The sequence below is a fragment of the Chloroflexota bacterium genome, from assembly GCA_026706485.1.
GTDB lineage: Bacteria > Chloroflexota > UBA11872 > UBA11872 > UBA11872 > JAJECS01.
Window position 1 is genome coordinate 321,984 of the sequence record JAPOYR010000004.1, and the last position, 20,399, is coordinate 342,382.

Here is a 20,399-nt window from a genome sequence, read left to right on the forward strand (position 1 = left end):
CACCCCGCCAGGACCCCGGCCGAAACCCCCAGCAACCGACTCCGTCATTCCGAGCAACGCGAGGAATCTAAGGCGCGCGGAGCCTGCACCAACGCCCTTGGATTCCTCACTGCGTTCGGAATGACAGGTCTCCTCTTCCCTCACCTGGCGGGAGCATCGGCCGCGTGGCTGTCCGCGGGCGAAAACGCGCGGGCGATCGCCGGCCACGGGTCATCCTTGATGACCTCCGCCGTGAACGGGTCGGTGACGCAAATCGACACCGCGCCGGCCTTCAGCGCCGCCGTCTCGTCGTCGTCGGTCCCGGGACCGTCGAATATCCTGCCGTATTCCACGCGGACGGTGATCTGATCGCCGTCGACAATCGGATCCTCCGTCGGGCGAAGACCCGCGAACAACGTGAACGGCGCCGGCCGCGTGAGCCATACCGGCTCCGTGGCCGCGAATCCCTTGGGCGTGTTGATGTTTACCAGCAGCGGCTGTCGCAGCACGCCGTGCGCATGGGCCGCGGCGACGAATCGCGCCACCCCGGCGGCGATGGCCCGCTTGTCCTCCGGCGATTGCGGGGTGTGGGATATGGCGATGCCGGTGAACCCGCGATCGAGCGCCACGCGCGCCGCGCCCATGGTCCCCGAGCTCACATAGCCCTGCACGCCCGTGTTCCAGCCGGGATTGATGCCGGACACGATCACGTCCGGCTCGCCATCGAACCCGATGGCGCATCCCAGGGCCGCCAGGTTGGCCGGCGAAGCGTCCGCCGTGAAACCGGGAACATTCGTGCAGATGCCGTCCGGCGGCTCGGCGCGCTGCAAATGGAACTCGGGCGTGAGCGCAACGGACATCCCGGCGCCGCTGTAGTTGCGGTCCGGTGAGTAGACGCGCACCTCGCCCAGCGGCTCCAGCGCCTCCGCCAGCGCCCACAGTCCGCGGTCCTGGATGCCGTCGTCGTTCACGACCAGGATTCTCATGTCGCCGGTCCAAGGGTTTGCCCACACTGCCGGGCGCACAATAGCCGACCGCTAGAGCACAGGCTTACGAACTCGCTCCCAATCACTCCTAGGCCGGACTCGACGCTTCACCGCGAAGCAGCTGGAGGTCGCACAGCCGGCGGTAGTGGTCGTTGCGCTCGTAGAGCTCATCGTGCCGCCCGGCGTCCCGCACGCGCCCGTCGTCGAGGAAGACGATGCGGTCGGCTTGACGCACCGTGGCGAGCCGGTGCGCGATCACGAGCGTGGTGCGCCCGGCGGACGCCCGCTCCAGACCCTGCTGCACCAGCCACTCGGACTCGGCGTCGAGCGACGAGGTGGCCTCATCCAGGATCAAGATCCGCGGGTCGCCCACGATGGCCCGAGCAATGGCGATGCGCTGCACCTGTCCGCCCGACAGCCGCACCCCGCGCTCGCCGATGTTGGTGTCGTAGCCGTGCTCCAGGGCGGTGATGAAATCGTCGGCGTTGGCCAGCACCGCGGCCCGGCGGATATCGGCCTCGGTAACGGTCTCGCGACCGAGCGAAATGTTCTGCGACACCGAGCCGTCGAACAGCGTGGCGTCCTGAAACACCACGCCGATGCCCTGGCGCACCGACGTCGCGCTGGCCTGCCTGATGTCCTGCCCGTCGATGGCAATTTGGCCCGCGCGCGGCTGGTAGAACTTGAGCAACAGGCTGATGAGCGTGGATTTGCCGGCGCCGCTCGGTCCGACCAGGGCCACCCGCTCACCGGGCGAGGCGCCGAACGTCACCCGGTGTAGCACGTCGTCGTCGCCGTAGGAAAACTCGACATTCTCGACCTCGAGTTCTCCTCCCGACACATCCAATGCGCGGTCGGCCGCATCGTCGAGCTCTCGCGGGGTGTCCAGGAATCCGAACACCCGGCGAGCGGTGCCGAGCACAACCTGGATTTGGACGAAGTCGTTCAACGTATTTCTCACCGGTCCTCCGACTTGCAGCAGGTATTGCCCCGAGGCCACCAGGAAGCCGACCGCCACCGTTCCGGCCACGACCGCGTCGGCCAGCAACGCCCAGATCGCGATCAACGCCGCCCAGTAGGCCAGGTGCGACATCTGCCCCAGGCTCTCGAGCAGCGCCACCCGAACGCGCGCCCGCCACAAACCACGGGTCTCGGTATCGAGCCGTTCGCCCGCCCACCCTTGCCGGTTGAAGGCCTTCACGTCGCGGGCGCCGCCAACCAACTCCGTCATCACCGCCGTGAGACGCCCCATCGCACCCTGCACCCGCGCGCCGGCTGCCTGCGTCCGTCCCCTGACGCGGGTCGCCATCAGCGCGTGAATCGGCAGCGTCGCCACGGCGATCAGCCCGAGCCGCCAGTCGATGGCGAACATGATGACCAGGTACCCGGGCATCCGCAGCGCCTGCGCGAACAGCACCGATCCGGCGTGCAGGTAGACGGTGGAGATCACGGCCGCGTCGGCCGTGAGGTGCGACACGATGTCGCCCGTCCGTCGCCCGCGGAGAGCGCCGATGGGAATGCGCTGCGCCTGTCGCAGGATGTCTTGGCGCATGCGTGACATCGCGCCCTCGGCCGCCCGCGTGTGGGCCCAATGCCCGAATACGGCGGCGATTCCGAGTCCGACGCCGCAGCCGGCGATCCCGAGCAGCGTGGGGATCAGCAGGCCGCGGTCTTGCTTACCGAACACGTCATCGATGAGGACGTGCAGCAGCCAGGGGCGCGTGATCATCACGGCGGAATTCCCCGCGGTCACCGCCGCGGCAATCGCGTAGTCGAGACGCGACCCGCGCAGATACGCCCACAGGCGTGAGGCGATCGCCCAATCGGACAACGCTCGCGGCGCGTCCACGCTCGGCGCCGAGGCGATCACGGCGTGTACGCCCTGCTAACGATATCCGCCCGCGCCTCGGTGATCGGTTGCATCTGCCGGTCGCACAGCTCGCGGTAGAGGCCGCAGCGGGCATAGAGCTCGCCGTGCCGTCCGACGTCCAGCACGCGGCCTTCGTCGAGCACGACGACCTGGTCCGCCTGGTGCACCGTGGACAGCCGGTGGGCGATCACCAGCGTCGTGCGGCCCTCGCGCGCGCGTTCCAGGCCCCGCAACACCAGGTGCTCGGCTTCGGCGTCGAGCGCAGACGTGGCTTCGTCGAGCACCAGTACGCGCGGATCGCCGGCGATGGCGCGCGCAATGGCGATGCGCTGGGCCTGGCCGCCGGACAGGCGGAGACCCCGCTCACCGACCTGGGTGCCGAATCCGTCGCGCGTGGCCTCGATGAAGTCGGTCGCGGCGGCGGTGGCGGCCGCCTGGGCACCCTCGCGCTGGCCGATGCCATCGCGTCCGAACCTGATGTTCTCGGCAATGGACCCGTGAAAGAGCACCGGATCCTGGAACACGACGCCCACGTGCCGACGCGTCTCCGTCGCGCTTGCGGCGCCAATTTCCTGCCCGTCAAGCCGAATTTCACCGGCGCTTGGCTGGAGGAACCGCAGCAGCAGGTTGACGACGGTCGACTTTCCGGCGCCGCTCGGGCCCACGATCGCCGTCGTCGAGCCGCCCGGAACCCGAAACGACACGTCCGTCAGCACCGGCGTCCCGGGCATGTATGCCGCGCTGACGCCGCGAAACTCGACATCGCCGCGGGTCGCGGTCAACGGCTTGCCGTCGCCGGCGTCGTCCTCCGCCGGCGTGTCCAGAAAATCGAAGAGTCGCCGCGCGGCGCCGACCGCGTGCAAGAGGTCGACGTACGCCATGGTCATCGGGGTCACCTCTCGGTTGAGCCATGAGAGATACCCCGCCAGGGCCAGCGCAAATCCGATCGTCACCTCGCCGCCGAAGATCGGCTCCGCCAGCACGAGGAAGATCGAGGCATAGGCGATCCAGAAGATGGTCGTGGTCACCCAGGTCCAGCCGCGGACGAATCCCTGATACACGCGCGCATCGCGCAACTCACGGAGCAGTCGCCGCAGGCGTTCCAGCGACCACGCCTGGCGATTGAAGGCGCGGATGTCGCGCATGCCGGCGATCAGTTCGGTGGCCAGGCCGCCCAGCTCGCCGGTGGCGTTTTGGACGCGCTGCGCCGAGCGCACGTGGTGCCCCTGGCGGAGCCGCGGCAGCAGCATGTACACGGGCACCAGCACCGCGGCGAGCACCCCGAAGCGCCAGTCGATCACCGCCACGACGATGACGATCCCGAGCACCGAAATGGCGGCGGAAAGTCCTCGGCCATAGGCGCGCTCGTAGGCCTCGGCGATGGCGGCCGAGTCGGCGGTGAAGTGGGTCACCGTGTCGCCCGTGCGATGCCCTCGAAAGTAGGCCAGCGGCAGGCGCAGCACCTGGTCCATCAGCGCGCGACGCAGGACGTTGGCGGCCTGCTCGCCCGCGCTCGTGAAGAGGTAGTTGGCGGCGACGTAGCCAGCCGACCCCGCAATGGCCAGCGCGCCGATGGCGATGAGCAGCGGCGGCAGCAGGCTCAGGTCGCCGCCGATGGCGACGTCGTCAACCAGGGCCTTGATGAGCAGCGGCGTCGGCAGCTCCGCGCCGACGGTCACCAGCGAGGCCAGCACGGCGCCCACCTGCGCTCGCCAGTGCGGGCGCAGATAGGACGCCATGCGGCGAGCCGTGCGAAGCACGTTCACAGGCTGCTGGCTCATCGTCCTCGGTGACTGCCCTCCTCGACCCGCCGGCGAGTCTGGCCGACCGCCAGGCCCGAAACAGGTCTCACTAGCGCTGGGGCAATTCCGGACGCACAGTCACCGCCGCTAGCCGGCGGCATCGAAGCCGAGGGTGTCGTGCGCGCGCGACGCGACGACGGGCTGTACGGCGTCCAGGAAGGCGTCCAGGGACATGCCTTTGAGGTCCTCGCCGGTGCGCAGACGCACGGACACATGGCCCGCGGCGATGTCACGGTCGCCGGCGATCAGCATATAGGGCGCCTTTTGCAGCTGCGCGTCGCGGATCTTGCGATTCATGCGCTCGGACCGCGCGTCCAGCTCCGCGCGCAGGCCCGCGGCCCGCAGTTGCTCGACCACGCCCTGGCCGTATTCCGCGTGCCGGTCGGCGATGGGGATCACCACGGCCTGCACGGGCGAGAGCCAAACCGGGAACGCCCCGGCGAAGTGCTCGATGAGGATCGCCGTGAAGCGCTCGATCGTCCCCATGATGGCGCGGTGGACCATCACCGGGCGCTCGCGGCTGCCGTCGGCGGCCTCGTAGGTGATGTCGAACCGCTCCGGCAGATTGAAATCAACCTGGATCGTCGTCAGTTGCCACGTGCGCCCGATGGCGTCGACCAGATGTACGTCGATCTTGGGTCCGTAGAAAGCCGCCTCGCCCGGCACGCGGCGGAACGGGAGGCCGTGGCGGTTCAACGCCTCGACCAGTCCCTGCTCGGCCAGCTCCCACAGCTCGTCGTCCCCGGCGTATTTGTCGCGGTCGTCGTCGGCTCGGACGCTCACGTCGATGGCGTAGTCCGAAAACCCGAACGTGCCGAGAATCATCTGGGTCAGGTCGATGACGCCGCTGACCTCGTCCACGAACTGGTCCCGGCGGCAGAAGATGTGGGCGTCGTCCTGCGTCATGCCGCGCACGCGCAGCGCCCCGTGCAGCGTACCCGAGCGCTCGTAACGGTAGACCGACCCAAGCTCGCCCAGTCGCAGCGGCAGGTCGCGGTAGCTGCGTGTGCCCGACGCGAAGATCTGCACGTGGAAGGGGCAGTTCATCGGCTTGTTGATGAACGTCTGGTTTTCCAGCTCCATCTCCGGGAACAGCCCGTCCGCGAAGAACTGCGTGTGCCCGCTCGTTTCCCACAGCTCCTTGCGGCCGATGTGAGGCGAGTAGACGAGGTCGTAGCCGCGCCGCCGGTGCTCGGCGCGCCAGAAGTCTTCCAGCGTCTCGCGAATGACCCCGCCCTTCGGATGCCACAGCACCAGGCCCGCGCCGACCAGCGGGTTGAAGGAAAACAGGTCGAGCTGGCGCGACAGCAGGCGGTGATCGCGCTTCTTGGCCTCTTCGAGCCGCTGCAGGTGCGCCTTGAGCTCGGCACGCGTCGCGAAGGCCGTGCCGTAGATGCGCTGCAACTGCGGTCGCCGCTCGTCCCCGCGCCAGTAGGCGCCGGCGATGGACAGCAGCTTGTACGCGCCGATCTGACCCGTTGACTCCACGTGCGGGCCGCGGCAGAGGTCGACGAACGGCCCGGACGTGTACGTGCTGAGCGTCTCGTCCACCGCCAGGTCGTCGATCAGCTCGACCTTGAAGGATTGGCCGTCCTCGCGAAACCGCTCAAGCAACTCTGAGCGCTCATGCTCGGCGTACTCGAAGGGGTAGTCCGCCGCCACGTGCTTGCGCATCAGCGCTTCGAACTGCTTCAAATCGTCGGGCGTGAGCGCGCGCGGGAGCAGAAAGTCGTAGTAGAAGCCCTCGTCCGTGGGCGGCCCGATGCCGAGCTCGGCGTCTGGAAAGACGTCGAGCACGGCTGTGGCCAGCACGTGCGCGGCCGAGTGCCGCATGCGGGAGAGCGTGTCGTTCATGGGAGAGATCCTTCGTCAGGTAGGGAGCGGGCCGAACCCCGCCAAGAAAACAAAATCGCCCGGCGGTGCCGGGCGCGGCCCCCGCGGCGCGGCACGCTGGCCGCGACATGGCGGGGGCTAGGTAGTGACGCGGATTTCACCCAGTGATGGGCGAGAGCTTCGGCTACAAATCACCATGGCGGGATGCTATCACAGCCCCTCGGCCTCCCACTCGAACTCCAGCTCGCCGACCACAATTGTGTCGCCGGGCTCCGCGCCGGCCGTTTCGAGGCGCGCGGTGACGCCGCTGCGGTCGAGCCGGCGCTGGAAGTAGTCGACCGCGTCCTGGGTGTTCAGATTGAGTTGCCGCGCCAGCCGTTCGAGCGTCGGGTCGCGGATGACGTAGGCCCCGTCCTCGCGACGAAACAGCCGCGGGGCCTCGTGGACCGGCTCGGGGCGCAGCACCGGCGGGGCCGTCGGCTGGGGACGCTCCGGCTCGGGTGCCTCGGCCAGCGCGCCCAGCGCACGTTGTACGAGCATCGGAATACCCTCGCCAGTCGCCGCGGACACCGCCACCGGCTCGCAGGCGCGCTCGCGGCATGCCGCGGCAAAGGCGCTCCATTCGGCGCGAGACTCGGCAAGGTCGATCTTGTTGAAGGCCACGATCTGCGGCCGCGACTCCAATCCGGCGCCGTGGCTTGCCAGCTCATGATTGATGGCGTCCAACGCCTCCATCGGCGGTCGCTCCAGCCCCGAGCCGTCAACGACGTGGATGAGCACCCGCGACCGCCTGGCGTGGCGCAGAAACTGAGCCCCGAGACCCGCCCCCTCGCTGGCGCCCTCGATCAGTCCCGGCAGATCGGCCACGACCATGTGCGTGTCGCTGGCCGCGACGACGCCCAGGACGGGCTGCAGCGTCGTGAAGGGATACGGCGCGACCTTCGGCCGGGCGTCGCTGATGCGCGTCAACAGTGAGGACTTACCCGCATTGGGCGCACCGACGAGACCGACGTCGGCGATCAACTCCAACTCCAGGCGCAGGTGGCATTCCTCCCCGTCCGCGCCGCGCAGCGCAAGGTCCGGCGCCGTAAACCGCGACGACTTGAAGCGCGCATTGCCGCGCCCCCCCGAACCGCCGTGGGCGACCACCTCGACCTGGCCGTCCTCGACCAGGTCGTGCAGCACCTGCGAGGCGGTGTCGTCATACACCACCGTGCCGAGCGGGACATCGATGGTCACGGGCTTGCCGTCGCGCCCCTGGCGCAGGCTGCGCTGGCCGGGCGCGCCGTTGCCCGCGATGAAGCGATGCTGGTATTGCAGGTGCGTCAGCGCATGCAAGTTTTCCCGCGCCCGGATCAGCACGTCGCCGCCGCGGCCGCCATCGCCGCCGTCGGGTCCGCCGAGCGGCACGTGCTTCTCCCGCCGGAAGCTCGCCGCGCCGTCGCCGCCGCGCCCGGCGCGCACGTAGACGCCGGCCTGGTCGAAGAAATTGGCGGTGGAATCAGGCATGAGTCCGGCGCGGGTGCGGCGCAGGTCAATTCTGCCGCACGAGATTCACCGAGGCGCCCGGCTAAACTCTGACCACGTCACGCCAAGGGAGACTCATGCGCATCCTCGCCCTGGCCGCATCACCCGGCGACGCCGAGATATGCTGCGGCGGCACGCTGGCGCGCGTGGTCGCATCACGGGGCGCCGTGGCGATCTGCACCCTGGCCAACGGCAACAGCCTGGGCAGTGATTTGCCGCCCCGCGAGCTGGCCGACGCGCATCGCGCCGAGGCGGAGGCTGCGGCCAAGTCCCTGGGCGCGGAACTCTTCTGGTTCGGCCACTCGGACTTCAGCGTGGCCAACGACGCCGTGACGCGGATGCAACTGGTCGAGGTGGTGCGGACCTTTCGGCCAAATGCGCTGCTCGCGCCGGCGTCAGTGGACGCACACTACGACCTGCGCGACATCTCGCGGCTGGCGCTCGACGCGACGCACCTTGCCGCCGCGCCAACCGCCCGCACCGAGCAGGACCCCCTCGACGCGCCGCCCGCGGTGTTCGCCTACGAGCCGCGATGGCTCGAGGGCTTCACGCCCGACACTTACGTGGACGTGAGCGACACGATTGACGCCAAGCAGGCGGCCATCGCGCACCTCAAGACGCTGGCGCAGTGGTACGTGACGCAGCGAGGCATCGACATCGCCGAGGCGGCCGAGACGGTGTCGGCGTACCGCGGCCTCCAGGCGGGCGTGGACTTCGCCGAGGCCTTTGCGGCGGCGCCAATTGCCGGCAGGTCGGCGACGACCCGAATCCTCCCGTAGCGGCAACCGCGTGAACGCACCGACCGACGGCCGGCGGTCGCTCGAACGGCTGTTCGGCGCTGGCGGCGCGCTGTCACGGTTGCTTCCCGGCTTCGAGACCCGTGCCTGCCAGCTTCAGATGGCCGACTTCGTGGAAGGTGCGCTCGCCGCCGGCCAGCATGCGCTCGTCGAGGCCGGCACCGGCACCGGCAAATCGCTGGCCTACCTGGCGCCGCTGCTGCGCTCGAAGTCGCAGGCCATCGTGAGCACCGCCACCAAGGCGCTGCAGGATCAGCTCTGGTTTCACGACCTGCCGCTGGCCGTCCGTCTCACGGGCGTGTCGCCGACCGTGGCGCGCTTGAAGGGCCGCGCGAACTATCTCTGCCTGCTGTCCCTGGATGCGCAGGCGCAAATGCCCGACGCGGCAATCGTGGGGCACATGCCTGAGGTGCGGGCCTGGGCCGACCGCACCACCAGCGGCGACATGGACGAACTGGGCGAGGGCGCGACGCCGGTGCTGCGCGCCGCTTTGACGCGCGGAATGGAGACTTGCGAGGGACGACTGTGTCCCTTCGTGCGCGAGTGCTGGGCCGAAAAGGCGCGGACCCAGGCCGCCGACGCCCAGATCGTGATTACCAATCACCATCTCGTGCTGGTGGACGCCAAGCTCCGATCGGTGGGCGACGAGGACGGGACCGGCATGCCGCTTCCGCAGGGCGCGCCGGCGGTGCTCGACGAGGCCCACACGCTGGAGGACGCGGCAACCTCCGTCTTCGCGGCGGAGATTGACGCCGGCCGCGCCTCGCGCATGCTCAACACGCGGCGGGTCATCGACGCCGTCGGTCGCGGGCGCGCCGGGACCATTCGGGCGGCGCTGGAGGCGTCCACGGCGGCGTTCGCCCAGGTCGAGCGCATGCTGGGCGCGGGCCGCTCGCCAATCCGGGAGGAGATCCCCGCAGGGATCCGGCTGGCGGAGTTGGCGACCGACCTGGCCGAGGCGGTCGGTGAGGTTGCCGACGGTGAGGAGGGCGCCTGGCTGAGCCGCCGGCTGCGCGAGTTGGCGATGGACGCGGACCGCGTCTTTCGCGTCGGCGACCCGGATTGGGTGCACTTCGCGGAGCGGTCCGACGAGCGCGGCATCGTCGCGACCGCCGCCCCGATCGATGTGGCGTTGACGTTCAAGCAGCTGGTGGCCGACCGCCGGCAAGTGATCGGCACGTCGGCCACGCTCACGGTCGGCGGCTCGTTCGCCTATACGGCCGATCGCCTGGGCCTGGCCGGTGCGGAGGGAATGGTGACCGAGCCGGCCTTCGACTACCGGCGCCAGTCTCTCTTGTATCTGCCGCGCGACATCCCCGAACCACCGACGGGCGGTGGCGCCTCGGAGGCATACGCCGACGCCATCGCGGCCCGCATCGAGGCGCTGGTGCAGGCCTCGCGAGGCGGTGCCTTTTGCCTGTTTACCAGCCACCGGGCGCTGCGCGACGCGTGGCGCCGGCTCTCGGGCCGGCTGGAATTCCCCGTGCTGCGCCAGGGCCAGGCGCCCACGCCCGTGCTGCTCGACCAGTTCCGCGCGGCCGGCAATGCCGTCCTCTTCGGCACGCGGTCATTCTGGGAAGGCGTCGACGTGCCGGGCGAGGCGCTGAGCCTGGTCATCATCACGCGCTTGCCCTTCGCCGTGCCCGACGATCCGGTCATTGCCGCGCGCACCGACCGTCTGCGGGCCGAGGGCCGGAACTGGTTCGGCGAGTTCGCCCTGCCGCGCGCCACGTTGCTGCTCAAGCAAGGCGTGGGGCGCCTCATTCGCTCGAGCCAGGACCGCGGCGTGGTGGCCATCCTGGATCGCAGGCTGACCACCCGCCGCTACGGCGCCCTGGTGCTGGACTCGCTGCCGCCCGCGCGGCGCACCGCCGAGCTGGCAGACGTCTACCGCTTCTTCCGGTCAGGCGGCCGCTAGGACTGGGCTGCCCGCGGCCAGTGGCCTAACCCCAATTCGTTCGCCCTGAGCTTGTCGAAGGGGCTTTTGAACGGATTGGGGTCAATTGATGCCATGGGTCCTGACTTATTCTGAGGCCTCTTAGCTCTCCTCGGACTCGTCCTCCTCCGAGTCGCCGCCATCCATTTCGCCGTCCTCGTCCGGCAACTCGATGTCGAAGATGATGTTCACGGACACGCGAACCGTGAAGTCTCCGGGTGACACGGGCACGCTCCCGCTGGCGGACTCCAGCATGACCGCTCGCTCGACGCGGACCGATTCGGGGAAGCCACCGGAGATTTCGGCGATATGCCGGGGGCTGCCGACCGCGACGCCCAGCCGCTCGGCCAACTGCTCGGCCTTGGCGACCGCGTTGTCGACGGCCGCGTCCCGTGCAGCCTCTTCCAGCGATTGCGTGTCTTCCACGCCGAAGGAGATGCCGCGCACCGTGTTCGCGCCGGCCGCCAGCGCCGCGCCCAGCACGTCGCCCGTGCTGTCAATGTCCCGCACGCGCACGGAGATCTGGTTGACCACGTGGTAAAGGAAGTCACCGGTCGGGCCGTCTTTGTCATAGATCTGCTCGACCCACATGTTGAAGCTGCGGGTCTGGATGTCGTCCTCGGAGACCTCCAGATCGGTCAGTGCCTCGATGACGCCTTGCATGGTCGAGGTGTTGTCGTCGATGGCGGTCTTTGGATCTTCGTCGATCGTCTCAACGCCGAGTTGGATATCGACGATATCGGGAGCCGCGGACGCCGCGCCGTCGCCGTTCACCGTGAGGGTGCGCGGCGGCTCTAGGTAGGACGTCCCGTTCGAGTCCGCGCCAACGACGGCGACGCTGCCGATGACGGCCGCCAGCGCCAGAATGGCGATGGCCAGGGTGACTCGTGCACGGTTCAACATCTCCAGCTCCTTCGGCGGAAAACGGCGCGGCACCGTCCTGAAGAGAGTACGCCGAACGGTTCCACATCGTTCCCGCGCATGTGGGATACGCCACACAACGTTCCCACGGCCATTGGCACCGACGCGCGAAATGCGCACGCCGAGGCGCCGCGCTGCCGCTGATGTGCTAGGGCGTCGGAGCTAGCAGCCGCAGGAACCGCCGCAGCAGCTTGCACCCGCGTCATATGCGGGCGGCGACTCACTGCTGCCGGACGACGAGGCCCCAACCATGGCCAGCGCGTGGTAGATGCGGCGGACGCGCTTGCTGCGACAGGACGTGCAAACGACTGGACTCTCGTCGGTCATGCTGCGGCGGATATCGAACACGTCGCCGCACTTTTCGCATTCGTAGGTGTAGGCCGGCATGCAAGTCCTCAGCGCAGGTCCGTCGGCGCCAGAGTATACGCCGCACACGTGAAGTCGCTGGGGCGTGCCATGATGCCGCCTCGGAATTCGTGCGGGCCGCCGTTCGCGGGCGGTCGGGAAGGAGGCCATGTGCATGGACCTGGAACGGTTCATACGTGACATCCCGGACTTCCCCAAGCCGGGAATCATGTTCAAGGACATCACGCCGCTGCTGCGGCATCCGGACGCGCTGCGCGAAGCCATTGACCAGCTCGCGGCGCCGTACCGCGAGGCGCCGCCGGACGCTTTGGTGGCGGTCGAGGCGCGGGGGTTCCTGTTTGCGGCCGCTGCGGCGGTGCAGCTGGGCTGCGGCGTGGTGCCGGTGCGCAAGCCGGGGAAGCTGCCCGCCGCCACCCACCAGATCACCTATGAATTGGAATACGGCAGCGATGCGCTGGAGATCCACCGCGACGCGCTGCAGGTCGGCGATCGCGTGGTGGTGATGGACGACCTGCTGGCGACCGGAGGAACCACGGCGGCGGCCGTGAAGCTCGTGCGTGAGCTGGGCGCCGAGGTGATCGGCAGCGCGTTCCTGATCGAGCTGGTGTTTCTCAACGGCCGAGCGCAGCTCGACGACCACCCCGTGCACAGCGTCATTCGCATCGAGTGACCCTGCCCTCGCCGGCGGAGCTGGCCGACCGGCTGGAGCCATTGCTGGACGCGCTGGCAGAGCACTTCGGCCCGCAGCGATGGTGGACCGACGCCGACCCCTTCGAGGTGATCGCCGGCGCGCTGCTGGTGCAGCACACGGCCTGGACCGGCGCCGCCAAGGCCATCGAGAACCTCCGAGCCGCCGGCGCGCTGTCGATCGGCGGCATCCTGGCGCTCGACGAACTCAGGTGTCAGGAACTGGTGCGCCCGAGCGGGTCCTTCCGCCAGAAGACGGCCAAGCTGCACGCCTTCGCCACGCACGTGCGGGAGGCGCACGACGGCGACCTGCACCGCATGCTGCGCGCCCCAATGGAGTCGCTGCGGCGTGAGCTGCTCGGCATCTGGGGCGTCGGACCCGAAACCGCGGACGCCATCCTGCTCTACGCCGCGCGCCAGCCGAGCTTCGTGGTCGACACCTACACCCAGCGCGCGCTGGAGCGGCTAGGCGTCATTCCAAAGGCGGTGCCCCGGGCCTCGCTACGCGCGCTGCTCCTGGAGGCGCTGCCGCCGGATGCCTGGCAGCTCGCCGAGGCTCACGGACTCTTCGTACGGCTCGGCAAGGCGCACTGCCGCTCGACGCCCGACTGTCCATCGTGCCCTTTACTTATGGGCTGTCGCTATGGGAGTGGCGGGCGCTTGCGGTAGGCGGCTTTCATTCCCAATGCATCTCAACAGACGGCGAGTTTCACGGCTGCAAACGGTCTCTCGAAGATGTCATTTCGAGCGCAGCGAGAAATCTAAGGCGTTCCTTCTCCGACGCAGGGGTGAAGCTTTGCCGGCCCCGATCGTGATCTCGGCTCAAAGCGGGCCCGGCGGCGACCTACCGTCGAGACCATCTCATCGGCCGCGGATTCCTCGCTTGCGCTCGGAACGACGGGCAAAGGTCTAGAGAACCGGCAGAGGCTCCGGCTTGGCGGCGTTGAGCTTGCTCAGTTGAGCCGTCATGTGCTGCGCGGCGTCGAAATACGCCGACCCGAGCGCGTCGCCGGCCCCCGACGCGGCGGGCGGTCGGCCCTGGTCGCCGCCCCTGCGGATGCGCGGGTCCAGCGGAATCTCGCCCAGCAACGGCACCCCCGCCGTCTCCGCGGCGCGCGCGGCGCCGCCGTGGTCGAAGATTTCGTGCCGCTCCTGGCAGTTGCCGCAGAGGAAGTAGGACATGTTCTCGACGACGCCGAGATTCGGCACGCGCAGCTTCTCGAACATGGCGATGCCGCGGCGCACGTCCTGCAGCGCCACTTCCTGCGGGGTGCTCACGATCACCGCGCCGGCCAGCGGGAGGATCTGTGCCAGCGACAGCGGGGCGTCGCCGGTACCCGGCGGCAGGTCCACGATCAGGTAGTCCAACTGGCCCCAGTCCACGTCCTCGATGAGCTGCCGCAGGGCCTGCGCCACCATGGGCCCGCGCCAGATCATGGCGGTGCCCTCGTCGGCCAGAAAGCCCATGGACATCACGGGAACGCCGTAGCCGTAGAGCGGCTGAATCTTGTCGTTGGCCAGAATCGGCCGCCCGTCGACGCCGAGCATGCCCGGCACGTTGGGGCCGTAGATGTCGGCGTCGAGAATCCCCACCCTGGCGCCCATGGCCTGCAGCGCGACGGTCAGGTTTACCGCCACGGTCGACTTGCCCACGCCCCCTTTGCCGCTCGCCACGGCGACGGTGTTCTTCACGCCCTGCAGCGGCTGACCGGACTGGCCGAAGCCGGAATTCGCGGTCACGTTGCTGGACCACTCAATGTCGACGCCGCCGACCCACGGCAACCCCGCCAGCCGCTCGCGAACGGCTGCGTCGAGTGACTGCTTGACCGGTCCAAGCGGCACCGGCAGCACCAGGCCGAGTGCAACGGCGCCATCGGTGACCTGTACGTCGCGCGCGAGGTTGTATTCGCTAAACGCCGCGCCCAGGAAGGGGTCGTGAATCGTGCGCAGCGCCTCGCGCACATCCGCCGTGGGCTGGTCCATGCTGATTCCTGCGTGCCGCCGTTGGGATTTCCGGCCGGTTCTGGCAAGGCTAACGCGGCGTGACTTGGATGCCCAACAGGCCTGCCCGCCGTTCCAAGCGGCCGCCCACGCCTACACTGGTGCGGCCAACCGCAATCATCGAGGGCACTCCGACGCGCGTCACCGTCATCGGTTCGGGGAGCTGGGGCACCACGCTGGCGGCGCTGGTGGCCGACGTTGGCGGCGCGTGCGTGCTGTGGGTGCACGACCCGGCCGAGGCCGACGCGATGGCGCGCCTCCGCGAAAACACGCGGTTCCTGCCCGGCATTCCGCTGCCCGACACGCTCACCATCACCCACGACGCCGCGGCGGCGCTTGATGGCGCCGACGTGGTGGTACTGGCCGTTCCCATGCGGCGGCTGGCGGAGAACCTGGAGCGCTTGGGGCGCTGGTTGCCGCCGTCGGCCATTCTGGTCAGTGGCATCAAGGGCCTGGATCCGCCGACGGGCGCGCGCGTCTCCGAGGCCCTGGCCGAGCTGGTGGGCGGCGATCTGACCGATCGCTTCGCGGTGGTTTCGGGCCCCAACTTCGCGCGTGAAATCGCCGCCCGCGAGCCGGCGGCCACGGTGGTGGCATCGGCAGACCCGGAAGTGGCGCGGACGGTCCAGCGGGCGTTGCGCGCGCCGTGGTTCCGCGCCTACACCAGCGACGACGTGATCGGCGTCGAGCTGGCCGGATCGCTCAAGAACGTCATCGCCATCGGCGCGGGCATGGCCGACGGCCTGCGCTCCAGCCAGAACGGCAAGGCGGTCTTGATGACGCGAGGGCTCGCCGAGATGACCCGCCTCGGAGTTGCCGCCGGGGCGAATCCCCTGACCTTCAGCGGCCTGGCCGGCGTGGGCGACCTGATTGCGACCTGCGGCAGCGCCAAATCCCGCAACCACTATGTGGGCAGCCAGCTGGCGCAAGGTCGGCCGCTGGACGAGATCACCGCGCAGATGGTGATGGTGGCCGAGGGCGTCGAAGCGGCGCGCGGGGCGCTGCGGCTCGCCCAACGTTTGCGGGTGGAAATGCCCATCGTCGAGCTGATGAACGTCGTGCTCTTCGAGGGCATGCCGGTTTCGGAAGCCGGCCAGCGGCTCATGGCCCGGGAGCCAAGCCACGAGCTCTGGGGGATTGGCGGGCAGGGGCAACAGTCGTAGGGCGAAGTGCTCACGGGCGTCCCCGCGACCATTTGCCTGGCAGTGACGTACACTTGCCCCATAACGGGCACCGGCTGCCGGCCGGAATATCCCGAAACGCGAAGGGGGTGATCTGTATGGGCGATGCCAGTCCGAAGGGTCCCCGAACAGAGAAGGTGCGCGCGAGCTAGCGCGAGTCTTCGCCCGCGGCCAGCGGTCGCGGGCCTGATGTTCGGAGACGCAGAAACGGTCCGCCGTCGAGCGGGCCGTTCCTGCTTAAGCAGACCCTTGCGTGTCCCCTCCGTCATTCCCGCGAAGCCTGTCCCCGCGCAGGCGGGGAGCCGGAATCCAGTCCGGTCGAACCAGTAGGCGCGCCGGGTGCTTCGGTAGGGGCGGGTCTCAGACCCGCCCGTTCGCGTTTACGCGAAGGCGGGCATCTAGCGGCCGCTGAGTCTAATGACCCACGGGTAGGGGCGGTTCGTGAACCGCCCTTATCTGGCTGTGGAAACGTCTTCCCATGCAGCCCGACCGGCCGCTATGCCTCCAGCTCGAACACCGCCTCGATCTCCACCGGAATGTTCATCGGCAGCGTGCTCGTGCCCACGGCGGAGCGCGCATGGCGGCCCGCGTCGCCGAACACCTCGACCATCAGGTCGGAGCAGCCGTTGACCACTCGGTGGGCTTGGTCCATGCCCGGCGCCACGTTCACGAACCCAACCACCTTGACGACCTGCCGCACCCGGTCCAGCGACCCGGCCGCCTGCCGCACCTGGGCCAGGATGTTCAGCCCGGCGGCGCGGGCCGCGGCAGCGCCCTGCTCGATCGTATATTCCCGGCCGATCTGCCCGCCGCCCCAATCCGGACCCGGCGGCTGCCCCGCGATCCACAGCTGCGCCCCGCTGCGAACCGCCGGCACATAGCCGGCCATCGGCCGCGGCGCGTCGGGGAGTTCGATGCCGAGTTCGGTCAGGCGTTCTTCAAATGACATGCGCGCGCCTCTTCTCGCGGCCGTCCGCGGCCGGGCATTGTAGGCGCCGGCGTGCTCAGGGCAGCCAGGCTGTATTCAGGAGCGTGAGCCCGACAGTGGGCAAGAGCGACGTGGGCGCGAAACTCGCGGCGAGCAGTTGCACCGCGCTGAACGTCGTCCCGACGATGCCTAACGCAATCGCCACAAGGCCGAGCGCCCAGGGTCCGGAAGCATGCGTCCGTCGCATGAGGAGCACACCCGCCCTCGCCGGCACCACACTTAGCGCAACGACGAGCAGCAGAAACAGAAGAATCGCTACTCCAATATTCGGGAAATAAAGCAGCCACGTCCTCGGGAAATAAAGCATCCACGGGCCCGTAAGTAACGTAGATAGAAATGTAGATACACAATAGGTGAATCCAATGACTGCAATCGCGATGATCACAAAGGCCAACGCTTGTACGTTGGAGATAGTCTTATTTCGGATCAATAAAATTCCGACAATTATCGATGCCAATAGCATCACTACGATCAAAGCTATATCCACGGTCGTTGAGGCGTACCACCCTTCGAAAGTCGCAAGGGAAGTCGTGAGTTGAGAGGCTTTATGGATAGTTGCAATCATTCCCAGCACGATGACCACGATTCCGAGTGACCTCACGGGGGAGTCCCGTTTGCTTCGCAAGAAATGGAATCCCACGGCCGGGGGCACCACGGTTAGCGCCACGGTTTCGGCAATCAGAGCGGCTATGGGGACTGACATCTCCGAGTCGGAAGTTACCAACCAATGCACCAACCCAGCGCTGTGTGCCAACCCGACGGCTCCCAGCGTCATTACCATGAAACCCAGCGCCTGTTGACTCGTAAGTCCCTTTGTTCGCATCAACCGGACTCCCACTACTGCTGGCACGACACTCAGGGCTGCGACCAAGAGCACCGAGAAGGGTGAAACTGTCGGCAGAGCAAAGGCGAGCTCGGCGACAGCGTAGGCGGTGCCGATGACGCCCACGGCGATGGTGATCAGGCCGAGCGACCAGGCGCCGGACGCACTCGGTCTTCGCATCAAGATGAGGCCCGCCGGTACCAGCGCCGCGGCAATCGCCACGACCAGCACGGACCAGATAAGGGTGCGCAAATTGATGTAGGTGTCGAATAGTACGGGCGTCGAAGAGGCCGACACGCCAGGCCCGACCGCGAGCCGAAAGACCACCGAGGCCACGAGCGGAGTGAGCGGGAGGAGCGCCAGGGCGGCGACTAGGCCGATGCGCCTCAGTCGAGGCCCGCGTAGGCGTTCCATCGGCCTATTGCGATCTTTGCGCCGTCAACGAGTGACGAAGGACCCAGTCAACGATCCCGTTGGGGACCACGGCTAGCCCCCACGGCAATCCAGCACGATCTTCCCGCCCTCGCCCGCCTTCGCACGGCGCACGCCAGTGACGGCCTCCGTGAGCGGCAGCACCTCGGTGACGATGGGCTCTAGGTCCAGCAGCGGCACGAGGTCCAGGGCGCGCTGGAACGTGTTGAGCCGGGTGTTGCTGCCCACGATGCGCAGCTCGTGTGAGAACAGGTCGTAGGGCTTGAGGTCGAACGTGGCCTCCGGATTGGCCAGGCTCAGCACCAGGATCGTGCCGCTGTCGCGCACGCTGTCGATGCAGGCCTGAAACGCCGGGTTCACGCCGGCGGCCTCGATGCAAATGTCGGCGCCCAGGCCGCGCGTGGCGTCGCGCACGGCCGCGGGCACGTCGTCCGTGGTCGGGTCCAGGATGACGTCCGCGCCCAGCTCCGCCACCAGGTCGCGGCGCGAGGGATGCGGCTCGCTCACCAGCACGCGGGAGGCGCCGCTGTGCTTGGCCATCTGCATGGCCAGCAGGCCGATCGGTCCGGCCCCGGCCACGAACACGAAATCGCCGGCGCTGATGTCGATGCGGTCGAATCCGCGCAGCACGCAGCCCAGCGGCTCGGTGAGACTGACGAGTTGCGGGTCCAGGTGTTCCGGGAACCGCACGACGTTGCGGTAGTCGACGACGGTGTACTCGGCCCAGGCTCCGCTGCCGCGCATGCCGCGCATGCTGGTGCAGAAATTCGTGATGCCCTTGCGGCAGGGCGCGCAGGTCTGGCAGGGCGTGCGCGGCTCGACGACCACGCGGTCGCCCACTTGAAGGTCCGGCACCGCACCGCCGACCGCCACGACCGTGCCGGTGAACTCGTGGCCCGGCACCCAGGGCTGGTCGTAGTTGGGCAGCCAGGCGTCGAAGGTCCAGCCGTCCCAGTAGTGCAGGTCCGTGCCGCAGATGCCGCAAAATGCCACGTCCACGGCCACGTCGGTGGGCTCGACGTTGGGAACCGGACGGGTCTCGATCCGCAAGTCGCCGGGTCCGTGGAGCACGGCGGCGGTCATCGTCGTCGGAAGCATCGCAAGGGCCTCGGATTCGGAGCCGTGCTGCAAGCTAGCCCGCAACCGCGGCGACGGCAACCGGCGGCGCGGCGGATGCCTGGCCAGGCACCCTCGGTTACCATGACGCGGCGCGGCGAGCGCCTCGGGCCCCAGGGAGGCAACCCATGTCTGACGAGCGCTCGGGCGCCATCGATTCCGCCATCGCGCAGATCGAGCGCAAGTTCGGCGCCGGCGCGGTCATGCGCATGGACGACCAGGCCCGCGACCCGATTCCGGTGGTCTCCACCGGCTCATTGAGTATCGACCTTGCCCTGGGTGTGGGCGGGCTACCGCGGGGCCGTGTGGTGGAAGTCTTCGGCCCCGAGAGCTCCGGCAAGACCACCCTGGCGCTGCATGCGGTGGCCGAAGCGCAGCGAGCGGGGGGGACGGCGGTGTTCACGGACGTGGAGCACGCGCTGGACCCGGCCTATGCCGAACAGCTCGGTGTCAACATCGCCGATCTGATCGTCTCGCAGCCGAACACCGGCGAGGAGGCGCTCGAGATCACGGACGTCTTCGTGCGCAGCAACGCCGTGGACATCATCGTCGTGGACTCGGTGGCGGCGCTGGTTCCCCGCGCCGAGATCGAGGGCGACATGGGCGACATGCAGGTGGGCTTGCAGGCCCGACTCATGTCGCAGGCCATGCGCAAGCTCACGGCCAACATCAATCGCTCGCGCGCCATCGTCATCTTCATCAACCAGCTGCGCGAGAAGATCGGCGTCATGTTCGGCAATCCGGAGACTACGCCCGGCGGACGGGCCTTGAAGTTCTACTCTTCGGTGCGGCTCGATATCCGGCGCATTGGACAGATCAAAGTTGGCACCGAGAGCGTGGGCGCTCGCACGCGCGTGCGCGTGGTGAAGAACAAGGTCGCGCCGCCCTTCCGCACGGCGGAGTTCGACATGATGTACGGCACCGGCATCTCGCGGGAGGGTGACCTGCTGGACCTCGGCGTCGAGCAGGGGATCCTTACTAAGAGCGGCGCCCACTACTCCTACGACGGCACGCGGCTGGGCATGGGACGCGAAAACGCCAAGACGTTCCTGCGCGAGAACCCGGACCTGGCCGAACGAGTCGACCAGGCGGTGCGGGCGGCGACACTGGGCCCGGCCGCCGAGGACGAGGCGGTGGCGGCGGCCGCCGGGTAG

The 20,399-nt window shown here is 68.6% G+C and carries 17 protein-coding genes; 6 read left to right on the forward strand and 11 right to left on the reverse strand.

The genetic code is table 11. The features are described 5' to 3' along the window. Nucleotides 1–140 precede the first annotated feature (140 nt). The 5 genes from OXG79_04000 to obgE form a co-directional block, all read right to left on the reverse strand. The gene (locus OXG79_04000; protein ID MCY3782933.1) at nucleotides 141–965 is read right to left on the reverse strand and encodes a hypothetical protein; all 825 of its coding nucleotides are present in this window, start codon (nucleotides 963–965) and stop codon (nucleotides 141–143) included. An 88-nt stretch (nucleotides 966–1,053) separates the two neighbouring features. Continuing rightward, entirely contained in the window at nucleotides 1,054–2,835 is a 1,782-nt protein-coding gene (locus OXG79_04005; GenBank protein MCY3782934.1) for an ABC transporter ATP-binding protein, read from the reverse strand. Then, the gene (locus OXG79_04010; protein ID MCY3782935.1) at nucleotides 2,832–4,616 is read right to left on the reverse strand and encodes an ABC transporter ATP-binding protein; all 1,785 of its coding nucleotides are present in this window, start codon (nucleotides 4,614–4,616) and stop codon (nucleotides 2,832–2,834) included. The genes OXG79_04005 and OXG79_04010 overlap by 4 nt, the downstream gene beginning before the upstream one ends. Nucleotides 4,617–4,724: 108 nt before the next feature. Next, nucleotides 4,725–6,491 carry a threonine--tRNA ligase gene (gene thrS, locus OXG79_04015; protein MCY3782936.1) on the reverse strand — a complete coding sequence of 589 codons (1,767 nt, stop codon included), beginning with the start codon at nucleotides 6,489–6,491 and terminating at the stop codon, nucleotides 4,725–4,727. Between the two features lie 189 nt (nucleotides 6,492–6,680). Next, a complete protein-coding gene (gene obgE / locus OXG79_04020) occupies nucleotides 6,681–7,979 on the reverse strand; it encodes a GTPase ObgE (GenBank protein ID MCY3782937.1) in 1,299 nt (432 codons plus the stop codon). A gap of 95 nt (nucleotides 7,980–8,074) precedes the next feature. Here obgE and OXG79_04025 point away from each other — a divergent pair, with 95 nt between their 5' ends. Beyond that, nucleotides 8,075–8,776: a PIG-L family deacetylase gene (locus OXG79_04025; GenBank protein MCY3782938.1), complete on the forward strand. Its 702-nt coding sequence runs from the start codon at nucleotides 8,075–8,077 to the stop codon at nucleotides 8,774–8,776. A gap of 10 nt (nucleotides 8,777–8,786) precedes the next feature. After that, nucleotides 8,787–10,712: an ATP-dependent DNA helicase gene (locus OXG79_04030; GenBank protein ID MCY3782939.1), complete on the forward strand. Its 1,926-nt coding sequence runs from the start codon at nucleotides 8,787–8,789 to the stop codon at nucleotides 10,710–10,712. Between the two features lie 120 nt (nucleotides 10,713–10,832). On the opposite strand, the gene OXG79_04035 is transcribed toward OXG79_04030, so the two are convergent. Further along, entirely contained in the window at nucleotides 10,833–11,633 is an 801-nt protein-coding gene (locus tag OXG79_04035) for an SIMPL domain-containing protein (GenBank protein ID MCY3782940.1), read from the reverse strand. A gap of 180 nt (nucleotides 11,634–11,813) precedes the next feature. Then, nucleotides 11,814–12,038 (reverse strand): zinc ribbon domain-containing protein, encoded by a 225-nt coding sequence (locus OXG79_04040; protein MCY3782941.1) that lies wholly within the window; start codon nucleotides 12,036–12,038, stop codon nucleotides 11,814–11,816. A 133-nt stretch (nucleotides 12,039–12,171) separates the two neighbouring features. Here OXG79_04040 and OXG79_04045 point away from each other — a divergent pair, with 133 nt between their 5' ends. Continuing rightward, entirely contained in the window at nucleotides 12,172–12,687 is a 516-nt protein-coding gene (locus tag OXG79_04045) for an adenine phosphoribosyltransferase (GenBank protein MCY3782942.1), read from the forward strand. Further along, nucleotides 12,684–13,373 carry an endonuclease III domain-containing protein gene (locus OXG79_04050; GenBank protein ID MCY3782943.1) on the forward strand — a complete coding sequence of 230 codons (690 nt, stop codon included), beginning with the start codon at nucleotides 12,684–12,686 and terminating at the stop codon, nucleotides 13,371–13,373. Before OXG79_04045 ends, OXG79_04050 begins: the two co-directional genes overlap by 4 nt. 240 nt (nucleotides 13,374–13,613) lie before the next feature. Here OXG79_04050 and OXG79_04055 read toward each other — a convergent pair whose 3' ends face one another. Next, the gene (locus OXG79_04055; GenBank protein ID MCY3782944.1) at nucleotides 13,614–14,687 is read right to left on the reverse strand and encodes an Mrp/NBP35 family ATP-binding protein; all 1,074 of its coding nucleotides are present in this window, start codon (nucleotides 14,685–14,687) and stop codon (nucleotides 13,614–13,616) included. Between the two features lie 119 nt (nucleotides 14,688–14,806). On the opposite strand from OXG79_04055, the gene OXG79_04060 reads away from it, so the two are divergent. Continuing rightward, the gene (locus tag OXG79_04060; protein MCY3782945.1) at nucleotides 14,807–15,868 is read left to right on the forward strand and encodes an NAD(P)-dependent glycerol-3-phosphate dehydrogenase; all 1,062 of its coding nucleotides are present in this window, start codon (nucleotides 14,807–14,809) and stop codon (nucleotides 15,866–15,868) included. Between the two features lie 514 nt (nucleotides 15,869–16,382). On the opposite strand, the gene OXG79_04065 is transcribed toward OXG79_04060, so the two are convergent. The 3 genes from OXG79_04065 to OXG79_04075 all read right to left on the reverse strand — a co-directional run bounded on the left by OXG79_04065 (nucleotide 16,383) and on the right by OXG79_04075 (nucleotide 19,227). Then, nucleotides 16,383–16,835, reverse strand: a complete 453-nt coding sequence (locus tag OXG79_04065; protein MCY3782946.1) for a RidA family protein — start codon at nucleotides 16,833–16,835, stop codon at nucleotides 16,383–16,385. A 55-nt stretch (nucleotides 16,836–16,890) separates the two neighbouring features. Then, nucleotides 16,891–18,033 carry a hypothetical protein gene (locus OXG79_04070; protein MCY3782947.1) on the reverse strand — a complete coding sequence of 381 codons (1,143 nt, stop codon included), beginning with the start codon at nucleotides 18,031–18,033 and terminating at the stop codon, nucleotides 16,891–16,893. A 150-nt stretch (nucleotides 18,034–18,183) separates the two neighbouring features. Further along, nucleotides 18,184–19,227, reverse strand: coding sequence for an alcohol dehydrogenase catalytic domain-containing protein (locus tag OXG79_04075; protein MCY3782948.1), 1,044 nt, complete (start codon nucleotides 19,225–19,227; stop codon nucleotides 18,184–18,186). A gap of 146 nt (nucleotides 19,228–19,373) precedes the next feature. On the opposite strand from OXG79_04075, the gene recA reads away from it, so the two are divergent. Then, the gene (recA, locus tag OXG79_04080) at nucleotides 19,374–20,399 is read left to right on the forward strand and encodes a recombinase RecA (protein ID MCY3782949.1); all 1,026 of its coding nucleotides are present in this window, start codon (nucleotides 19,374–19,376) and stop codon (nucleotides 20,397–20,399) included.